This is a genomic window from Thermoleptolyngbya sp. PKUAC-SCTB121, from assembly GCF_016919485.1.
GTDB lineage: Bacteria > Cyanobacteriota > Cyanobacteriia > Elainellales > Elainellaceae > Thermoleptolyngbya > Thermoleptolyngbya sichuanensis.
Genome location: NZ_CP070366.1, coordinates 1,972,388 through 1,988,693 on the forward strand (window position 1 = coordinate 1,972,388; position 16,306 = coordinate 1,988,693).

General features: G+C 57.7%; 14 protein-coding genes. 8 read left to right on the forward strand and 6 right to left on the reverse strand.

Going from position 1 to position 16,306, the window contains the following annotated elements; genetic code table 11:
* Nucleotides 1-57: 57 nt before the first annotated feature.
* Both JTM80_RS08280 and petN read right to left on the reverse strand, forming a co-directional pair.
* Complete coding sequence (locus tag JTM80_RS08280; RefSeq protein ID WP_172358522.1) at nt 58-225, reverse strand: hypothetical protein; 168 nt, start codon at nt 223-225, stop codon at nt 58-60.
* 60 nt (nt 226-285) lie between these two features.
* Nucleotides 286-375 carry a cytochrome b6-f complex subunit PetN gene (gene petN / locus JTM80_RS08285; RefSeq protein WP_068510235.1) on the reverse strand — a complete coding sequence of 30 codons (90 nt, stop codon included), beginning with the start codon at nt 373-375 and terminating at the stop codon, nt 286-288.
* Between the two features lie 275 nt (nt 376-650).
* On the opposite strand from petN, the gene JTM80_RS08290 reads away from it, so the two are divergent.
* The 4 genes from JTM80_RS08290 to JTM80_RS08305 all read left to right on the forward strand — a co-directional run bounded on the left by JTM80_RS08290 (nt 651) and on the right by JTM80_RS08305 (nt 6,714).
* A complete protein-coding gene (locus tag JTM80_RS08290) occupies nt 651-1,874 on the forward strand; it encodes a TonB family protein (protein WP_205370957.1) in 1,224 nt (407 codons plus the stop codon).
* 74 nt (nt 1,875-1,948) lie between these two features.
* Nucleotides 1,949-3,454: a hypothetical protein gene (locus tag JTM80_RS08295; RefSeq protein ID WP_205370958.1), complete on the forward strand. Its 1,506-nt coding sequence runs from the start codon at nt 1,949-1,951 to the stop codon at nt 3,452-3,454.
* Nucleotides 3,455-3,588: 134 nt separating this feature from the next.
* Nucleotides 3,589-6,120, forward strand: coding sequence for an endonuclease MutS2 (locus JTM80_RS08300; protein WP_205370959.1), 2,532 nt, complete (start codon nt 3,589-3,591; stop codon nt 6,118-6,120).
* 39 nt (nt 6,121-6,159) lie between these two features.
* Entirely contained in the window at nt 6,160-6,714 is a 555-nt protein-coding gene (locus tag JTM80_RS08305; protein ID WP_172358518.1) for a Uma2 family endonuclease, read from the forward strand.
* Nucleotides 6,715-6,762: 48 nt separating this feature from the next.
* Here JTM80_RS08305 and dapB read toward each other — a convergent pair whose 3' ends face one another.
* From dapB to JTM80_RS08320, 3 genes are all read right to left on the reverse strand, one after another.
* Entirely contained in the window at nt 6,763-7,602 is an 840-nt protein-coding gene (gene dapB / locus JTM80_RS08310) for a 4-hydroxy-tetrahydrodipicolinate reductase (protein ID WP_225906799.1), read from the reverse strand.
* A gap of 42 nt (nt 7,603-7,644) precedes the next feature.
* On the reverse strand, nt 7,645-8,991 hold the full coding sequence (locus JTM80_RS08315; protein ID WP_205370961.1) for a sensor histidine kinase: 1,347 nt from the start codon (nt 8,989-8,991) through the stop codon (nt 7,645-7,647).
* A 594-nt stretch (nt 8,992-9,585) separates the two neighbouring features.
* The gene (locus tag JTM80_RS08320; protein WP_172358516.1) at nt 9,586-9,792 is read right to left on the reverse strand and encodes a hypothetical protein; all 207 of its coding nucleotides are present in this window, start codon (nt 9,790-9,792) and stop codon (nt 9,586-9,588) included.
* A gap of 492 nt (nt 9,793-10,284) precedes the next feature.
* Here JTM80_RS08320 and JTM80_RS08325 point away from each other — a divergent pair, with 492 nt between their 5' ends.
* The 3 genes from JTM80_RS08325 (at nt 10,285) to JTM80_RS08335 (ending at nt 14,201) form a co-directional block, all read left to right on the forward strand.
* Entirely contained in the window at nt 10,285-11,049 is a 765-nt protein-coding gene (locus JTM80_RS08325; RefSeq protein WP_172358515.1) for a sugar phosphate nucleotidyltransferase, read from the forward strand.
* Between the two features lie 292 nt (nt 11,050-11,341).
* Nucleotides 11,342-12,622 carry a serine--tRNA ligase gene (serS, locus tag JTM80_RS08330; protein WP_205370963.1) on the forward strand — a complete coding sequence of 427 codons (1,281 nt, stop codon included), beginning with the start codon at nt 11,342-11,344 and terminating at the stop codon, nt 12,620-12,622.
* A gap of 304 nt (nt 12,623-12,926) precedes the next feature.
* Nucleotides 12,927-14,201 carry a GDSL-type esterase/lipase family protein gene (locus tag JTM80_RS08335; RefSeq protein ID WP_172358512.1) on the forward strand — a complete coding sequence of 425 codons (1,275 nt, stop codon included), beginning with the start codon at nt 12,927-12,929 and terminating at the stop codon, nt 14,199-14,201.
* A gap of 208 nt (nt 14,202-14,409) precedes the next feature.
* Here the strand turns inward: JTM80_RS08335 and JTM80_RS08340 are convergent, their stop codons facing one another.
* The gene (locus tag JTM80_RS08340) at nt 14,410-14,961 is read right to left on the reverse strand and encodes an HD domain-containing protein (protein ID WP_172358511.1); all 552 of its coding nucleotides are present in this window, start codon (nt 14,959-14,961) and stop codon (nt 14,410-14,412) included.
* Nucleotides 14,962-15,646: 685 nt separating this feature from the next.
* On the opposite strand from JTM80_RS08340, the gene JTM80_RS08345 reads away from it, so the two are divergent.
* Entirely contained in the window at nt 15,647-16,183 is a 537-nt protein-coding gene (locus tag JTM80_RS08345) for a gamma-glutamylcyclotransferase (protein ID WP_172358510.1), read from the forward strand.
* Nucleotides 16,184-16,306 lie beyond the last annotated feature (123 nt).

Consider the following 16,306-nt stretch of genomic DNA (forward strand, 5'->3'; position numbering starts at 1 on the left):
CCAGACTGATGCAGGTCAACTGGCTCTTTTCGGAAGGTGAGGAATTGCTGAGTCTGGCTATCGGCTTCGCTTTTCGCGGTCTTGGCGACGGCGATCGCGCCATTCCACAGCCGTCAAATAAATCACCCCGCCCGTCACGCCGACCAGCAGCAGCGCCGCTAGCACCGCCAACACATTTAGCGGGGACAAACTCAGGGCAGACAGATCAAGCGTATCAAGGGTCATTGCAAAAATTGCAAAAATTGTGAATCTGGACGGAAGTCCTGGTCAATCCGGTTAGACCAGTTAGAAACCGTTGCGCCCCCAAACCACCAGCGAGATTGAAAACGTGAATAGAACCAGCAAAGAAACCCATCCCAACGTCAAAATATCCATAGCAAAATCTCAAACACAGCGGGTGCAAATGATTTCAAGCTCCTATTTTACGGCAAAAGGCCAGCATTCCTGAAGCCCCCTGCCAGCCAGGATGCAATCGGAAATTGGGGCGGTAACGGTCTGAACAGCGATTCCCCGTTCTCGATCGTGCTGCGTGATCTAGAAAAATTGGGTATTTCTGCGGAAAAAAGCCGTCAGATCGGCCGCATCCTGTGGTTTGATTACAGTAACTCGCAGATTTACAGGGCTTGCGCCTGGGCGGGGTGAGGAGCAGCATGAGCCGACTAAGGCGCTATCGGTCGCGGGTGATGACGCGCCAACGCAAGCATTTGGTCTTATACGTCACGGCGGCGGCGGCGTTTCATGCGGGTGCGGTGACCGCAGGCTGGGTCGCGTGGCAACTGCCGGAGCCGCCACAGGTCGAGCCGCCCAGCCCTGCCCAGCCGATCGAGTTTGTTTACCTGGATGCTCCTGAAACGGGAGCGGTAGAAGCTGCGCTGCGCCGCGCCCAAGTGTCTCAGAAAGCGACTGGCGAAAAGGTGGACGTTTTACCTACCAATGCGGGCAAGGCTGTGGAGTTTCAGAAGGATGCGGTGACGCTGGCAGGCAGCAAGGGGACTGCGCTGGATGAAGGAACTGCGGCGATCGCCCCCGCGGAAGATCAGTCCGAAAAAGCCCTGCTGCAACCCGCTGCCCATGCCAGCCGCCCAGCGATCGCTCCTGCCGCGCCTGCCCCGGCTCCCAGCCCGATTCGTGAAGCGATCCCTGCGGAAATTGCCCCATCCGCTGCTCCGGCTCCCCGCCCGCCCACCCCTCCCCCGCCCGTTGCCTCTCCCAGCCCTGCGGCTACGCCAGTGGCGGCGACTCCGGCGGCTCCGCCCCCCAACGGTTTGCCCGCGCTGAGTCCGGCTCCCTTTGTGCCGCCAGAACCGATTCCCGCGCCCCTGGCCCGGCCGCCATTGCCGCCACCCCAGCCGCTCTGGGAAGCCGCACTGCCGCCCCCGCCAGACTTTTCGCCTGTCTCGCCTCAGCCGCCCCAGCCCTTGCCGGAAGTGGTCGTTGCTGGCAACCCTGCGGCTGCACCGCCTCCACCAGGTCAGGGACTAGACGGCATCGCCAACCCAGACCGCACGACGGCCAATCCGCTTGCCAATCCGCCCGGACTCTCCGCCCAGCGCGACCCTGCGTGGGGCGAGTACGTTAACCAACTCAACCGGGACGTGCAGGAAGTTTGGCAGCAAGTGCCCATCGATCGCCCCTACCGCGTGATTGTTCGGCTCACCCTAGATCGCGCAGGCAACCTGCTCGACTTGCAGCTTGCGGAACCCTCTGGCTTTGCCGATGCCGATGCTGCTGCGATCGCCGCTGTGCAGCAGTCCGCCCCGTTTGAGCCGTTTCCTGCCACCGCCACGCGCGATCGCATCCGCGTCAACCTCACGTTTAACTACAATTTGGTGGAACCAGGAGCGGCGGCCCGCGATCCAGGCGCTAAAGAATGAGTCTATTTGCCGCCTGAAGCCCGAAAGCCGCCGCCTAAAAACCTAAAAACCTGACACTCGCTAAGATTCAAAGCATGAATCCTAAATCGCTGCGGGTGACGACCGCGATTAAATCCGAGCATCTGGAAGGGGCGATCGCCGATCTGGCGGGGCGCTATTTGCGGGCGACCAAAAGTGGGGCGCGAGTGGTGACGCAGCCGACGGAGTTTCCCGTTTCGTCCTACTGTGTGCCACTGTTGGACGATTGGCACAGCGGCAAGGTGGGCTATACGCCAGGCAGCATCACGCTGGTCTTTAGCGGCGGAAGGCTAGACGAGGCAGCCGACCTGCTGATTTACAAGCCGGAGGGGGGCGATCGCCTGCTCTATGGCAACCCGTCTGCCAGCCGCCGCGAGTCGCAATTGCCGCTGCCGCTGGGAAGTGTGACTGACAACCCCGCACAAGCCAGTGCAGGAAAGGGCGATCGCCCCCGATCGGGAGCAGCCTCCGATGACCTGGGACGGCAAGTGCAGGCCCTCAGCGATATTTTGGTGGAATTGACCGAACATCAGCGGGCGGTAGAAAGTCGCTTGCGGGAGAGGGCAGGCAGCGTCGTAGACAGTGCTTCAAACAGTGCTTCAAACAGTGTTTCAAACAGCGCTTCAAACGGTTCCGCCGACGGACTTTCTGCCTCGCAAATTCAAAAACTGCTGGAGGCCCAGGCAGCCAGCTTTGCCCAGATGCTTGCTAGCCAGATAGCCGCCACCACGCGCCACATTGGGCAACGGCTCGACCAGATTCAGACGCAGCTTGAGCAAATCCAGGCCCAGCTTGACCTGCCCGAAGAGTTGGCCGACCCGCAGACCGAGGCAGACTGGCAGCAGCGCATCCAGGTGACTTGGGGCACAGTGGGTGACTATGAGCAATACAGCGCTAGCCACCGTGAAGCCAACGCCGAAACGCCCCTGTTCCACACGCCGGATTGGGTAGCGTTGTGCGAGTTGGACTGGGCTCGGCGGCTGCATCCCGTGTTGGCACAACTGCACCAGATGATCCACGGTGAGGAGGGCATTGGCTATGCTGGGGCGGACGTGTTGCAGCAGTTTGGCTGTCATGTTGATGCACGCACGGGCGATCGCTATTACATCTACAAGCTGGGCGGGTTCAGCGCCTACGATGCGCTCTGGCAAACGGCGACACACCCCCAGCAATCCTGGCTGCCCGCATTGCAGCGCCTCCGCAAAAAAGCCGCCCGCTTCCCCGATGTGTTTCACTTGTTTGGCTGGGAACCAGAGGCGATCGCCGCCCTCGATACCGTGGTCGAGCGGCTGTTGCGAGAAAAACAGTCGGCGGGGCAACACTCGGCCGGTTCGAGCTATGGCAGTCCCAACTATGCCAAGCGCCCCGGCAACACGATTCCTGACTATTTAGCGCTGCTGAATCTGGGCCCGTTTACGCCACTCACCCCCGAATCGCTCAAACGCGCCTACAAACAGGCGATGAAAACGGCACACCCCGACACGGGGGGCAGCAAGGAACTGGCCCAGCGGGTGAATGAAGCCTACGAAGCGGTGCTGCGGCATTACTTTCCTAGTGCTTGAACCCGGTGTTAGAGGTATTTACCTGTTGCATTCGGAGTGCCCGTTGGGAGAATTGGCCTGGCTCCGTTGGGCGAAATTGCTGACACGCTCTAGATCCTTGATAATTGGGAATAGTCTCCAGCCCTGAGCCGCAATTGATCCAAGCTGAAACCCTCAATCTGTTGGAATGGCCGCGCCTATGCCAGCATCTCGCCACCTTTGCGGCGACGAAGTTGGGCGCGAGAGTCGCGCAAGATCTGCGAATTCCCGATACCCTGGTCGAGAGTGAGGCGCTGCTGGCGCAAACCCGCGAGGTCTATCAGCTTGAAACCACGCTGCCAGTTTCGCTCAGCTTTGAGGGCATTCAGGACATTGGCGACGCGCTGGAGCGGGCTGCACTGCAAGGCATCTTGAGCGGAGACGACTTGCTGGCGATCGCCACTACGCTTTCTGGCGCACGCACCCTCCGCCGCACGATTGACCAATATCCCGACCTGACCACGCTCAATGCCCTGGTTGCAGACCTCCGCACCTATCCCGAACTGGAGCAGGACATCCACCGCTGCATCGACGAGCGCGGCCGGGTTATGGACCGCGCCAGTGCCAAATTGGGCGGCATCCGCGAGCAGCTTAAGCAGCAGCGCGATCGCATTTATCAAATCTTGCAAGGCATTTTGCAGCGCCACGGCAACGCCGTGCAGGAAGCGCTGATTACTCAGCGGGGCGATCGCTTTGTGCTGCCCGTCAAATCCTCCCACAAGGACATCATCCCCGGCATCGTCCACGACACCTCCACCAGCGGCGCAACGCTTTATCTAGAGCCAAATGCCATCGTCAGCCACGGCAACCAGCTTCGGCAGCTTCTTAAACAAGAGCAGGTGGAAGAAGAAGCCGTCCGCCGCGGCCTCAGCGAACAGGTTGCAGACGTTCACGAAGATTTAGAAAGACTGCTGGCGATCGCCACCACCCTTGACCTGGCCACCGCCCGCGCCCGCTATTCCCTCTGGCTCGGCGCAAATCCCCCGCGTTTTGTGGAATTCGGGAGCCAGGAATCTGGGGCCTCCGCCAACGGCTCTGCGTCTGCGGTTGCCCCAATTACCCTCCGCCAACTCCGCCACCCGCTCCTCATCTGGCAGCATCAGCACGAGCAGGGGCCGGCCGTCGTGCCGATCGATCTGGTCATTCAGCCCCAGATCCGCGTCGTCGCCATCACCGGCCCCAACACGGGCGGCAAAACCGTGACGCTGAAAACGCTCGGACTGGCGGCGCTGATGGCAAAAGTGGGGCTATTCGTTCCTGCCCGCGAACCCGTGGAATTGCCCTGGTTTCACCAAGTCTTGGCCGACATCGGCGACGAACAATCGCTTCAGCAGAGCCTTTCGACCTTTTCCGGACACATTCGCCGGATTGGGCGGATTCTGGCGGCGTTGCAGCAGGATGAGGCGGAGAGCGATGGTGGGATAACGCCGTTGAGTGAGGACGAGCCGTTCCCCCATGCCCCAACGCCCTCCCTCGTCCTCCTCGACGAAGTGGGCGCAGGGACTGACCCCTCAGAAGGCAGCGCGCTGGCGATCGCCCTCCTCCGCTACTTAGCCGATCACGCCGCCTTAACCGTTGCCACGACCCACTACGGCGAACTGAAGGCGCTGAAGTATCAAGACGAGCGCTTCGAGAATGCCTCGGTGGAATTTGACGATGTGACGCTATCTCCCACCTATCGGCTGCTGTGGGGCATTCCTGGTCGTTCAAATGCACTGGCGATCGCCCAGCGGCTCGGCCTCAACCCGGCAATCGTGGAGGCGGCCCGGGCGCAGATCGGCGCAGGCTCCGAGAGCGACGTAAACCGCGTGATTGCCGGACTGGAGCAGCAGCGCCGCCAGCAGGAGGAAAAGACCCAATCCGCAGAGCAACTGATTCGGGAAACCGAGCGGCTGCACCAGGAGATCTTGCGGCGGGCGGAGACGCTGCGGCAGCGCGAACGAGAACTGCAACAGCAGCAGGAAGAGGCAGTGCAGGCGGCGATCGCCCAGGCTAAAGCTGAAATTGCTAGGGTAATTCGCCAACTCCAGCGCGGCCCCGAAACGGCCCAGACCGCCCAGCAGGCCACCGAAGCCCTGAACGAGCTGGCCGAGCGTCACTTGCCCTCGCGTCAGGCCCCGCCCAAGCCGAAGCCTGGGTTTCGCCCCAAGGTGGGCGATCGCGTCCGCATTCCCCGGTTGGGCCAGGTTGCCGAAGTGCTGACCCATCCCGACGACAGCGGCGAATTCACCGTCCGCTTTGGGCTGATGAAGATGACCGTTTCTCTGGCGGATGTGGAATCGCTGCAAGGGGAAAAAGCAGAACTGCCCGCCAGGGAGCAGGGGGCGGCCGCCAAGGCCCAGAGCGCAGAAAAGAAGCGACCGCCAGAGAAATCTGCGGAAGAAAAGCCGACCGAAGCCCCCGCGATTCGCACGTCAAAGAACACCCTCGACCTGCGGGGCAGCCGGGTGGCAGATGCAGAAATTGAGCTAGAACGGGCGATCGCCAGCGCCCAGCCGGGCCCCCTGTGGATTATCCACGGCCACGGCACGGGCAAGCTGCGGCAGGGGGTTCATGCATTTCTGAAAGAGCATCCCCAGGTGTCGCGCTTTGAGGCGGCAGAGCAGGCAGACGGCGGCTCTGGCGTGACGGTCGCCTATATAGAATGAAGACGAGCCTGGAACTCACTGAACGCCAAGGAGTTGCCGATGTCTCTGACGGTGAAAGACCTAGAAGCCTTACAAGCCAAACTGGGCAGTGACTATCGGATGGAGCTTGTAGACGGGAAGATTACGGTCATGAGTCCGTCGGGCTATGAGTCGGATGAAGTTGCTTTTCGGTTTGGTCGTCGTCTGGCAGATTGGGTAGAGCCAAATCGCCTAGGTCGGGTGACGGGTTCTAGCGCTGGGTTTACGCTGCCCGATTCCAACACCCGCGCCCCGGATGTGTCGTTTGTCAGGGCTGAGCGACTGCGCCGTGCCCCGCGCAACTTTGCCCCGGTTGCCCCTGACCTAATGGTAGAGGTCAAGTCACCCAGCGATACGGTGGAAGAGTTGGAACGTAAGATTGCAAATTTTTTGGCCCAGGGAACGCAGGTTGGAATTTTGATTAACCCTGAAGACTCGACGGTGAGGGTGTTTCAGTCTGGCAAGGAGCCGATAATCCTGCGGAATGGAGATGTGCTGACGCTGCCAGATTTGCTGCCGGGATGGTCGGTGGCGATCGCCGAACTCTGGTCGCCCGTGTTTGACGAGGAACCGTAGCGGTGCCGATTTTGCTAATATGACCCAATGCGATCGCCCTTTGCCTTGCTACAACACCTTTTCCAGCCCATAGACCAGTGACTTCAACTCCAGCACCTTGCGGATACAGAGCAGCACACCGGGCATATAGGACGCGCGATCGCTCGTGTCGTGGCGCAGGGTATAAAGCTGGCCGGGTGCGCCAAAGATGACTTCTTGATGGGCAATTAAACCGGGGAGCCGGACGCTGTGGATGCGGATGCCGTCTTCGGTTTGACTGCCGCGTGCGCCGGGCAGTTTCTCGGTTTCATCAACAGTTGGCGGATTGAAGGCTTTGCCAAATTCTGCTAAAAGCTGCGCCGTTTGAATCGCTGTGCCGCTGGGCGCGTCGGCTTTTTGGTTGTGATGCAGCTCGATAATTTCCACATGGTCGAAATAGCGCGATGCCTGCACGGCCGCCTGCTGCATCAGCACCACCCCAATCGAGAAATTGGGAATCACCAGACAGCCGATGCTGGCTTTGTCGGCAAAGTCTGCCAGATCGTTAAGTTGCTCCACGCTCAGCCCCGTCGTGCCAATTACCGGACGCACCCCGTAGGCGATCGCCGCCCGCGCATTTTCGTACACCACATCAGGATGGGTAAAATCCACCATCACAGCGGGCTGCTTTTCCTGCGATGCCAGTGCCAGCGTCCCCTGCATGTCGTTGAGAATTGGCACCTCCAGCGGGCCGCAGCCTGCCACCTCGCCCACGTCCTGCCCAATCCGGTCTGGGTTGCGGGCCAGCGCCCCCACCAGGGTCATGTCTTTGCTAGCGGCGATCGCCTTGATGGTTTCGCGCCCCATCTTGCCCGTCGCGCCATTTACCACGACCGGAATCGGAGCCTGTGTCATCGGAGCCTGCGTCATAGCCAAACGGTTCTCTGCTCAACATTTGGCATTGTATAGCGGTTAGGGATTTCTCGCTGCGGTGCGCGTTGACTCTGGGGCAACGAATGACTGTCTTAGCGGAATCTGAATTAAGAAAGTTGTGCCCTGCCCTGTGTCGGACTGGCAAATCAGTTGCCCACGATGTTTTTCTGTGACGATTTGATGGCTAATGGCCAACCCCAGTCCGGTTCCTTTGCCGAGTGGCTTGGTGGTATAAAACGCTTCATAAATTTGGGCTTGCACCGCTTTGGGAATGCCGGGGCCATTGTCCGCAATGCAGATTTCAACCTGCTTCGCAGCATTGTCCGGTTCAATCAGGCGTGTGCAGATCTTGATGACAGGTGCTTTGTCTTGAAGCGTTCGCTCTAGCGTGCTTGATTGATTGGCTTGATGCGTCTCATGGGCTTCTTCTAGTGCGTCGATTGCGTTGCTCAAGATGTTCATAAACACTTGATTGAGCTGTCCTGCATAGCATTCCACTTTGGGCAGATCGCCATACTCGCGCACCACCTGAATGCAGGGGCGATCGCCCTTTGGTTTAAGGCGATGCTGCAAGATCATCAGCGTACTGTCGATGCCGTCGTGAAGATTCACGGGTTTCATTTCCGCTTCGTCTACGCGCGAAAAGTTCCGCAGCGACAGCACAATCTGGCGAATCCGGTCTGCGCCAATCTGCATCGAGGAAAGGGTCTTGGGCAGGTCGCCCTCGATAAACTCCAGATCGCTCTCGGCTAAGACCTCTGCCACAGCGGGCGCAGGTTGGGGAACCGTTTCTCGATACAGCGCCAGCAAATTGAGCAATTCCTGCGTATAGCTGCTGACGTGATTGATGTTGCCGTAGATAAAATTAACGGGATTGTTGATTTCGTGAGCAATGCCCGACACAAGCTGTCCGAGGTTAGAAAGCTTTTCCGCCTGGATGAGGCGCGACTGGGTACTCTGAAGCTCTCGCAGCGCCCGTTCTAGCTCTCGATTCGCCGCTTCTAGCTTGGCTGGACTGGGCAGCGCCAACGCCTGAGGAATCAGCGGCACTAGCTCTATCGCCGTATAAATCGAAATGATAGCCGTGAACGCTTTCACCACACCCGACAGCCAGTAGTTTGGATGCCAAATCGTCCAGATATCCATCAGATGTCCTATGCCGCAAGCGATGATGAACGCTCCAAACAACACAAACATCCAGTTAAACGGAACATCTCTGCGCTTGGCGATGAAGTAAAGGAGCAAGGCGGGAATCGAGAAATAAGCTAGGGCGATCGCCGCATTCGACGCAACATGTAACCACACCAGCCAGGGTTGCCACAGATAACAGTGCCCGTGGGGAATATAGCCCTGCGAACCGAAAAGCGTATGCATCAGGTTGGTCATACGTTTGGATGATTGGGTCAGGTGAGAGGCGAAGTTTGAAGCAATCTTCAAGAGCGCTACTTGAGAATGCCCACCCCTCCATCTGAGCTAACATCCTGTCGTTATCAGGGCAAAACATGAATTTACCCTGTCTGAGAGGGATTTCTGCTTTGGGATTGCACTGCTTTGGGATTGCACGGAGGGGGCGATCGCCATCTCAAAAGCAAGGCTACAAAACACGACTGGTTGCAGAATTGCGCTCGTGACCTACAGGAACCTCATTGAAAGAGGGTCGGAGTTGTGACTCACCCCCGACCCTCTAGTTCAAGCTTGTGATCTCCTAGGCCCTGTTTTAAAGCTTTTTAGGTCATTGATTGCTCTGAGTCGATCCCCCTCCTTAAAAAGGGGGACTTCCGGAGTGGCTCGGTTCGGTTCCCCCCTTGTTAAGGGGGGCTAGGGGGGATCAAAGGGTTTTAAAACTGGGTCTGGAAGACTCTCTGTACGATGTCTGGGAGCCTCCGACCCTCCAGTTCAAGCGTGTGATCTCCTAGCTCATCTCTCTTAGCGCATCTGTAGATCACCTGCTGTGCGTATCCTCTACTCGCTGGTCGACTTTTAATCGGCGACCCGGAGCAAGCCCATTTGCAGGCGATCCAGCACGATGCGGATATGACGGAGATCTTCCATGCCCAGATACAGATCCGACATCATCACCTGATGCAGCATTTGCTCGTCTTCACGGGTGATTTTGCCCGTCGCCACAATCCGGTTGGCAACATCCCCAATCCCATGTTCTGTGGAGAACCCTGCTTGCGTCTTCATGGAAACTCAACAAAAGTAACTACATTTAGGGTCATAAATTTACAAAGGTTTCGCCATCCCCCGATGGCATCACCCAATGGTTCCAGCGTTCAACCGCTGGACTGAATTCGGCCTGCAAGTCGCAAAACCCGAATCTGGATGTCCATCGGCGGTGTATCGTGCCATTTCGCTCCTAAATCGCTGCGGAAAATGCGGAATCAAACACCTGGTTCAGCGCTCTATGAGGGGCGATCGCCCAAGTTTCGCATCCGGTTTCGAGGGCTGTCAAAGGCGTGCCAAATCAAGCGTTTTGGCAAAAAGCTGCTTTTAGCTTTCCCAGAAACTTAAAGGAAATATAAAAATCTCATAAAAATTTCATGACATTTCTGCGGACTGGAAAAAGCACTGAAAAAGCTCAGTATCCTTACACAGGAGGTTTCTGCGCTCAGTCCATCCTGTTTCTGACTTGCCTTACTCTGGCTTGCCGTACTGTGATGAGTTCGATGAATTCCTATGTCCAATGTCATCGGATTGCTGCCTGCTGGCGGACAGGCGACCCGGCTTTCGCCCCTGCCGATGAGTAAAGAGCTTTACCCTTTGGGCTTTCGCACAAGTGCCGATGGGCGCACTGTTCCCAAAGTCGTCAGCCACTATCTGCTGGAGAAAATGCAGCGGGCGGGGATTGCCAAAGCCTTTTTTATCTTGCGGCCGGGCAAGTGGGATATTCCCGCCTACTATGGCGACGGCGCACTGGTGCAGATGCGTCTGGGCTATCTGACGGTGCATGTGCCCTACGGCGTGCCCTACACGCTGGATCAGGCTTACCCGTTTTTGCAGGGGGCAACCGTGGCGATTGGGTTTCCCGACATCCTGTTTCAGCCGGAAAACGCCTACGCCGCACTGCTAGAGCGGCTGGCGCGAGGGGGCGCGGATGTGGTGCTGGGGCTATTTCCGACCAAAAACTTTCGCAAAGCGGGCATGGTGCAGTTTGATGAAATCGGGCGTGTGCAGCAAATTGTTGAAAAACCCCAGCAGACAGACTTGACCTATATGTGGGCGATCGCCGTTTGGTCGCCCCGCTTTACCGAGTTTTTGCACGAGTTCGCCAGCGGCCCCATTCCCGAAACAGAAGTTCCCATCGGCGATGTAATCCAGGCTGGAATCAATGCGGGGTTGCGAGTGGAAGCAGAAGCCTTTCCCGACGGCTCCTATCTGGATGTCGGCACGCCAGACGACTTGGCGCGGGCGATTCGGCAACTTACGCCGCCGGAGGGATAGTGCTGAAGATGGAAGACGGAAGATGGAAGATTGAAGATGGAAAACTGAAAACTGAAGGCTAGAGAGCATTGGGGTCAATGCCGAGCGATCGCAGGCGCTCTGCCAGTTTTTCGGCGCGTTCGTGTTCGGATTCAGCGCGTTCGCGTTCCAATCGGCTTGCTGCTGCACTTGCTGGAGTTGCTCTTGCGTGAGGGCGATCGCCCCCACACGCTGTCCCCCCGTGACGCTGCTCCCACAATCCTTGTATCCTGTGAAATGCCACAGCAAGTAAAAAATACGGCGGGGAAAAACGGTGCTGGATATCAAGCAAATTCGGGAGAATCCGGAGCAGGTGCAGGCAAAGCTGGATCTGCGGGGCGGCGGGTATGACCTGAAACCAATTTTGGCGCTAGACCAGCAGCAGCGTGAGCTAGAAGTGGGGCGATCGCAGCTTCAGGCCCGCAGCAACGAAATCGGCAAGCTAGTCGGGCAAAAGATGAAATCGGGAGCCAAGCCTGATGATGCTGAAGTGCTGGCGCTCAAGGAAGAGGGCAACCAGATCAAGGCGCAACTGAGCGATTTGGAGCCGAAAGAGAAGGAGATCAAAGAACAACTGCAAGCGCTCTTGCTCACGTTTCCTAACCTGCCCAGCGAGGAAACCCCGATTGGCAAAAGCGAAGATGAAAACGTCGAAATTCGCCGCTGGGGAGACGAGTATATTCCCACCAATCCCGACATTCTGCCGCACTATGAAATTGGCGAGAAGCTAGGGATTTTGAACTTTGAGCGATCGGTGAAAATTGCCCAGAGTCGCTTTGTGACGTTGCTGGGAGCGGGCGCAGCGCTGGAGCGGGCGCTAATCCAGTTCATGCTCGATCGCCACACCCAGGCGGGCTTTGTGGAGGTGCTGCCGCCGATTTTGATTAACACGGCCTCGCTGACGGCTTCGGGGCAACTGCCGAAGTTTGCGGATGAAAGCTTTAAGTGCGATCGCGACGATCTCTGGCTCACGCCCACGGCCGAAGTGCCCATCACCAGCCTCTATCGCGACGAAATCCTAGAAGCCGACGCACTGCCGATTTATCACTGTGCCTACACGCCCTGCTTCCGACGCGAGGCAGGCAGCTACGGGCGAGATACACGGGGGCTAATCCGCCTGCACCAGTTCAACAAGGTGGAAATGTTCAAGTTTGTGCATCCAGATACCTCGATGGATGAACTGGAGAGCCTCACCCAGGCGGCCGAGGGGGTGCTGCAAGCGCTGAAGCTGCCCTATCGCGTGATTGCCCTCTGCACGGGCGATCTGGGCTTTGCCTCGGTAAAAACCTACGATCTGGAAGTGTGGCTGCCCAGCCAGGGCAAATATCGGGAAATCTCAAGCTGCTCAAACTGCACCGATTTTCAGGCTCGTCGTGCCAGCCTCCGCTTCAAAGAAGCCGGTAAGAAAGGAACCCAGTTTCTCCACACGTTGAACGGCTCTGGGCTTGCCGTGGGGCGCACCATGGCTGCCATTCTGGAAAACTATCAGCAGCCGGATGGAACCGTTGCCATTCCCGAAGCGCTGCGACCTTATCTAGGACGCGACGTGCTGTAGCGCAAATCGCTGCCCTATATCAGCCCTATATCAGTCCTACATCAGCCCTGATCTCTGGCTCTGGGCAATCGGGGCTGGGAACTCAGTGCTGGAAACTCAGGACTGGAGATTTTTCAGGCTGGAGTTTCAGATTTGCAGTCAACTTGTGGCTAAGCTCTGGCTAAATTCTTCAGATTTGCAGTCAACTTGTGGCTAAATTCTTCAGATTTGCAGTCAACTTGTGGCTAAACTCTGGCTAAATTCTCCTGATGGGCGGGCGATCGCCTGCAAGTAGGAAAAAGGTACTGTGCAGGATGATTGAGCCATGAGTGAGTTGCTGTTGCTGGCGGCAGGGCTACTGAGTCGAGCAAATGCGGGATCGCTGCCCACTGCAAACCTGCTGCCCGTGCTGCCACCGCCTGCCGATGCGGCAGGAGTGCCCGACGCAAAAGCCGCTGTTGTTCCCGTGCAGGCTGCGACAGATCAGGTGGTGCAGCCAGAATTTAGCCAGCCTTCGCAGCGGGCCTCGGCGGAAAACCTGCGGACTGCTGAAACGGGGGGAGCCTGGACGGGCAGACGGCGATCGCTCCGAATCTCGCGCCTGCCCCGGCTCCAGCGGACAGCCCAGGCGCAGCCTGTTACTGCACAGCCTGTTACCGCACAGCCTTCCACCCCAGCGCCCAGGTTCAACACGCTGCAAACCACTGCTCAGAACGCTGCTTCCCAGAGCGATGGGTCTCAAGCCCGCCCACCCCAAGCCAGCGCCGTTCGGAGCATGACAGCAGGGCGATCGCCCGTACAGGTTGCCGTTGCGTCATCCTCTGCGCCTGCGCCAACGCTGACAGCCCCAACACTGACAGCCCCAGTCCTGACAGACGTTGTGCCGACTAGCCGCGTCCGTCCCCAAAGCGGGGCCCAGCAGTATCAGCAGCGGTGGGCGGCGCTGCGGCAGGGGCGAACCTACACGCGCATTGCGGCCGACAGTTTTGCAGAGCAGTGGATCAACGCGACCGAACAGCCAACCTATGAACAGTGGGTCACTCTGCTGGGCTACGAAGCGCGGGCGATGGCCGCAGGCCAGGGCAACAACCGACTGTCGGTGCTGGTGGGCGATTCCATTAGCCAGTGGTTTCCCGTAGAGCAACTCAGCCGCGATCGCTTCTGGCTGAATCAGGGAATTTCGGGCGACACCACGGCGGGCGTGCTGCGGCGGCTGTCGCTGTTTCAAGACACGCGCCCAGCAGATATTCATGTGATGGTCGGTATCAACGACCTGCGGCGCGGCGTGTCCAATGCCGAGGTGTTGAATAACCTTAGCCAAATTATGCAAAACCTCCGCCAGACGCACCCCCAGGCCCGCATTTGGATTTATTCCATCTTGCCGACGCGGCTGCCTGCCCTGCCGCCAGAGCGAATCTTTGCGCTAAACCAAAACCTGGAGGCGATCGCCCGCCAGCAACAAGTCGCCTATGTTGATCTCCAGCGCTTCTTTGCCGAGGAGCCTTCGGGCATTTTGCGCCGCGACCTGACCACCGACGGCATTCACCTCAGCCGCACGGGCTACGCGCTCTGGCAGTGGGCGATTGGCTATTTGATTTGATTGATTTGAGGCATGAGCGTCCGCTGCTGTACAACTGCTGCAAAACGTCGAGGTTAGCCGTCAGCGCTCCGATTCTGTCAGCTTTTAAGCTAAGTGAGCGATCGCCCAAGATGCCTGTGCCGTGGGGAATAAGAACGCTCGCTGGAAAATAAGGGCGATCGCCCCTCAGGAAGCAAGTTAGTGATCTGGTGATCAGTGATCTAGTGATTTAAGACTTTATCTTAGCTCGTCCAGTAGACAAGATCTGATTGTAATACGCTTCTAGCATTGGGTTATCGCCTCGCAGCCCGTTGATGATTTTTTCTGTCCAGTCTAGATATTCCAGTCGTCGTTCCAGCGTCCAATGGGTTGGCGGTGTTTCGGTGACAGAGCGGACGTTGGAGATTTTGTCGGCAATCTTGACCTGCTTGGCCCGCTCGGAAAGGTACGGCGCGCGTTCAATCTGGCGCTGTTTGCGTTCCGGCTTGGGCAGTTGTCGGTCATCGGTGACTTCTTCCACGACCTGCCGCACTTCTACGCCAAAGGCTGCGTCCAGTTCTGCTGGCGTGGTTTCAGTATCTTCCAGCGTGTCGTGCAGGATTGCCGCTTGCAGGGTAATTACGTCGCTCACGCCGCCAACCCGTGCCAAAATTTCTGCCACTTCGATCGGGTGGTTGATGTAGGGCGAAGTGTCCACGTCTTTACGGCGCTGATCGCGGTGCTTATTTGCCGCAAAGTGGATTGCTGAGAGCAGCGCGGCCGCTGGGTTTTGTTCTTTCATCTACAAGTCTCCCTGGTTGTAATCAGTCACGGTCAATTAGTCACGGTCAGTCAGTCACGGTCAATCAGTCACGGTCAATCAGTCACGGTCAATCAGTCACGGTCAATTAGTCACGGTCAATCAGTCAGAGTAAAACACGCTTCCTTCCACAGAATGCCCAGCTTTTTGGGTCAGGCTGCATGGGCATCAGGGCGATCGCCCAACGGCTCAACTCAGCGAAACCAGGCATCCTGCATGACTCGTTACTTGGCAGCGCCGTGTTCAGTCGGTATTATTTCCTCACTAGAACACTTCACTGGAACACTTCGCCAGGATTGCTCGGGTTTGGGCGAGATTCAAACTACGGTTCTTCGGTCGGGTTTGTGGACAATTCGGCAAGATTCCCGGTATTCTGGAGAATTGGGAGGGAAAATGTCAACCAGGTTTCTGCAAACTGCGCGGCGATTTAGTAAACTCTCACTTTAACGAATAGGACTTACGCAGTTGGACGATTTCTCGCGGCCTGCGCCCGCGAGAAATCGTCCAAAACCCAGAAACCCTATCGCAAGTGCGTAAATCCTGCGAAAGTCAAAAAGCTAAAGTGAGGGCGCTTTGAGTGCCTTGCAGCCGAACCGATCCCCCTGAAGTTCCCTTAATAAGGGGGGACTGCCGGACAGTAGAGACTTCATTTCCGTTCAAGAGTGCTATGAACCTTGCCGATCGCCCACTTCATCTTGCCCCTGAGTCCGTTGAACCCTCATTTCTATACTTTGCCTACGGCTCTTGCATGTGTCCGGTGGACTTGAAGCGATCGCTTGGTGAGCCGACGCACGCCTACGTCATGGGTCATGCCACGCTGCGGGGCTATCGACTGGGCTTTTTCTGCTATTCCAAGTTTCGCGACTGCGGCGTGCTGGATGTTGTACCCGATGAGCAGTCGTCGGTCGAAGGCGTGCTGTATCGGCTGCCGCTGCGGTTGAGCGATCGCCTCGATGCCCGCGAGGTCAGCTATCGCCACGAAATCATCACCGTGCAGGCTAACGGGCGCACCTACGACAACGTTCGCACCTACACCGCGCTGCACAAGCTGCCCGAAGAAAAAGCCCCCAACGACTGGTACTTTAATGTAGTGCTGCGCGGAGCCGTGACCTGTCGCCTGCCCGAAGCGTACTGCTGGCACCTCTGCCACCACATGCACCAGCTTCAGGAATTTGGACGGGGCGATCGCCTCAAAACGGCCTAATCTCGCTGCTAAAAAGTCTGGTCAGAACTGTTTTCAAAAGCCCCGTCTAAAACGCTCCAAAAGTCAAGAAAACTGAGCACCAAATTCCACCTTTATGGGCAAATAAAAATGGCTCAACCTTGA

Coding starts and splice junctions, on each gene's coding strand:
- JTM80_RS08315 (WP_205370961.1), bottom strand. CDS start 8,991: ATGACCAACCTGATGCATACGCTTTTCGGTTCGCAGGGCTATATTCCC.
- JTM80_RS08305 (WP_172358518.1), top strand. CDS start 6,160: ATGTCTCTGACGGTGAAAGACCTAGAAGCCTTACAAGCCAAACTGGGC.
- JTM80_RS08280 (WP_172358522.1), bottom strand. CDS start 225: ATGACCCTTGATACGCTTGATCTGTCTGCCCTGAGTTTGTCCCCGCTA.
- dapB (WP_225906799.1), bottom strand. CDS start 7,602: ATGACGCAGGCTCCGATGACACAGGCTCCGATTCCGGTCGTGGTAAAT.
- JTM80_RS08340 (WP_172358511.1), bottom strand. CDS start 14,961: ATGAAAGAACAAAACCCAGCGGCCGCGCTGCTCTCAGCAATCCACTTT.
- JTM80_RS08290 (WP_205370957.1), top strand. CDS start 651: ATGAGCCGACTAAGGCGCTATCGGTCGCGGGTGATGACGCGCCAACGC.
- JTM80_RS08325 (WP_172358515.1), top strand. CDS start 10,285: ATGTCCAATGTCATCGGATTGCTGCCTGCTGGCGGACAGGCGACCCGG.
- JTM80_RS08335 (WP_172358512.1), top strand. CDS start 12,927: ATGAGTGAGTTGCTGTTGCTGGCGGCAGGGCTACTGAGTCGAGCAAAT.
- JTM80_RS08345 (WP_172358510.1), top strand. CDS start 15,647: ATGAACCTTGCCGATCGCCCACTTCATCTTGCCCCTGAGTCCGTTGAA.
- JTM80_RS08295 (WP_205370958.1), top strand. CDS start 1,949: ATGAATCCTAAATCGCTGCGGGTGACGACCGCGATTAAATCCGAGCAT.
- petN (WP_068510235.1), bottom strand. CDS start 375: ATGGATATTTTGACGTTGGGATGGGTTTCTTTGCTGGTTCTATTCACG.
- JTM80_RS08320 (WP_172358516.1), bottom strand. CDS start 9,792: ATGAAGACGCAAGCAGGGTTCTCCACAGAACATGGGATTGGGGATGTT.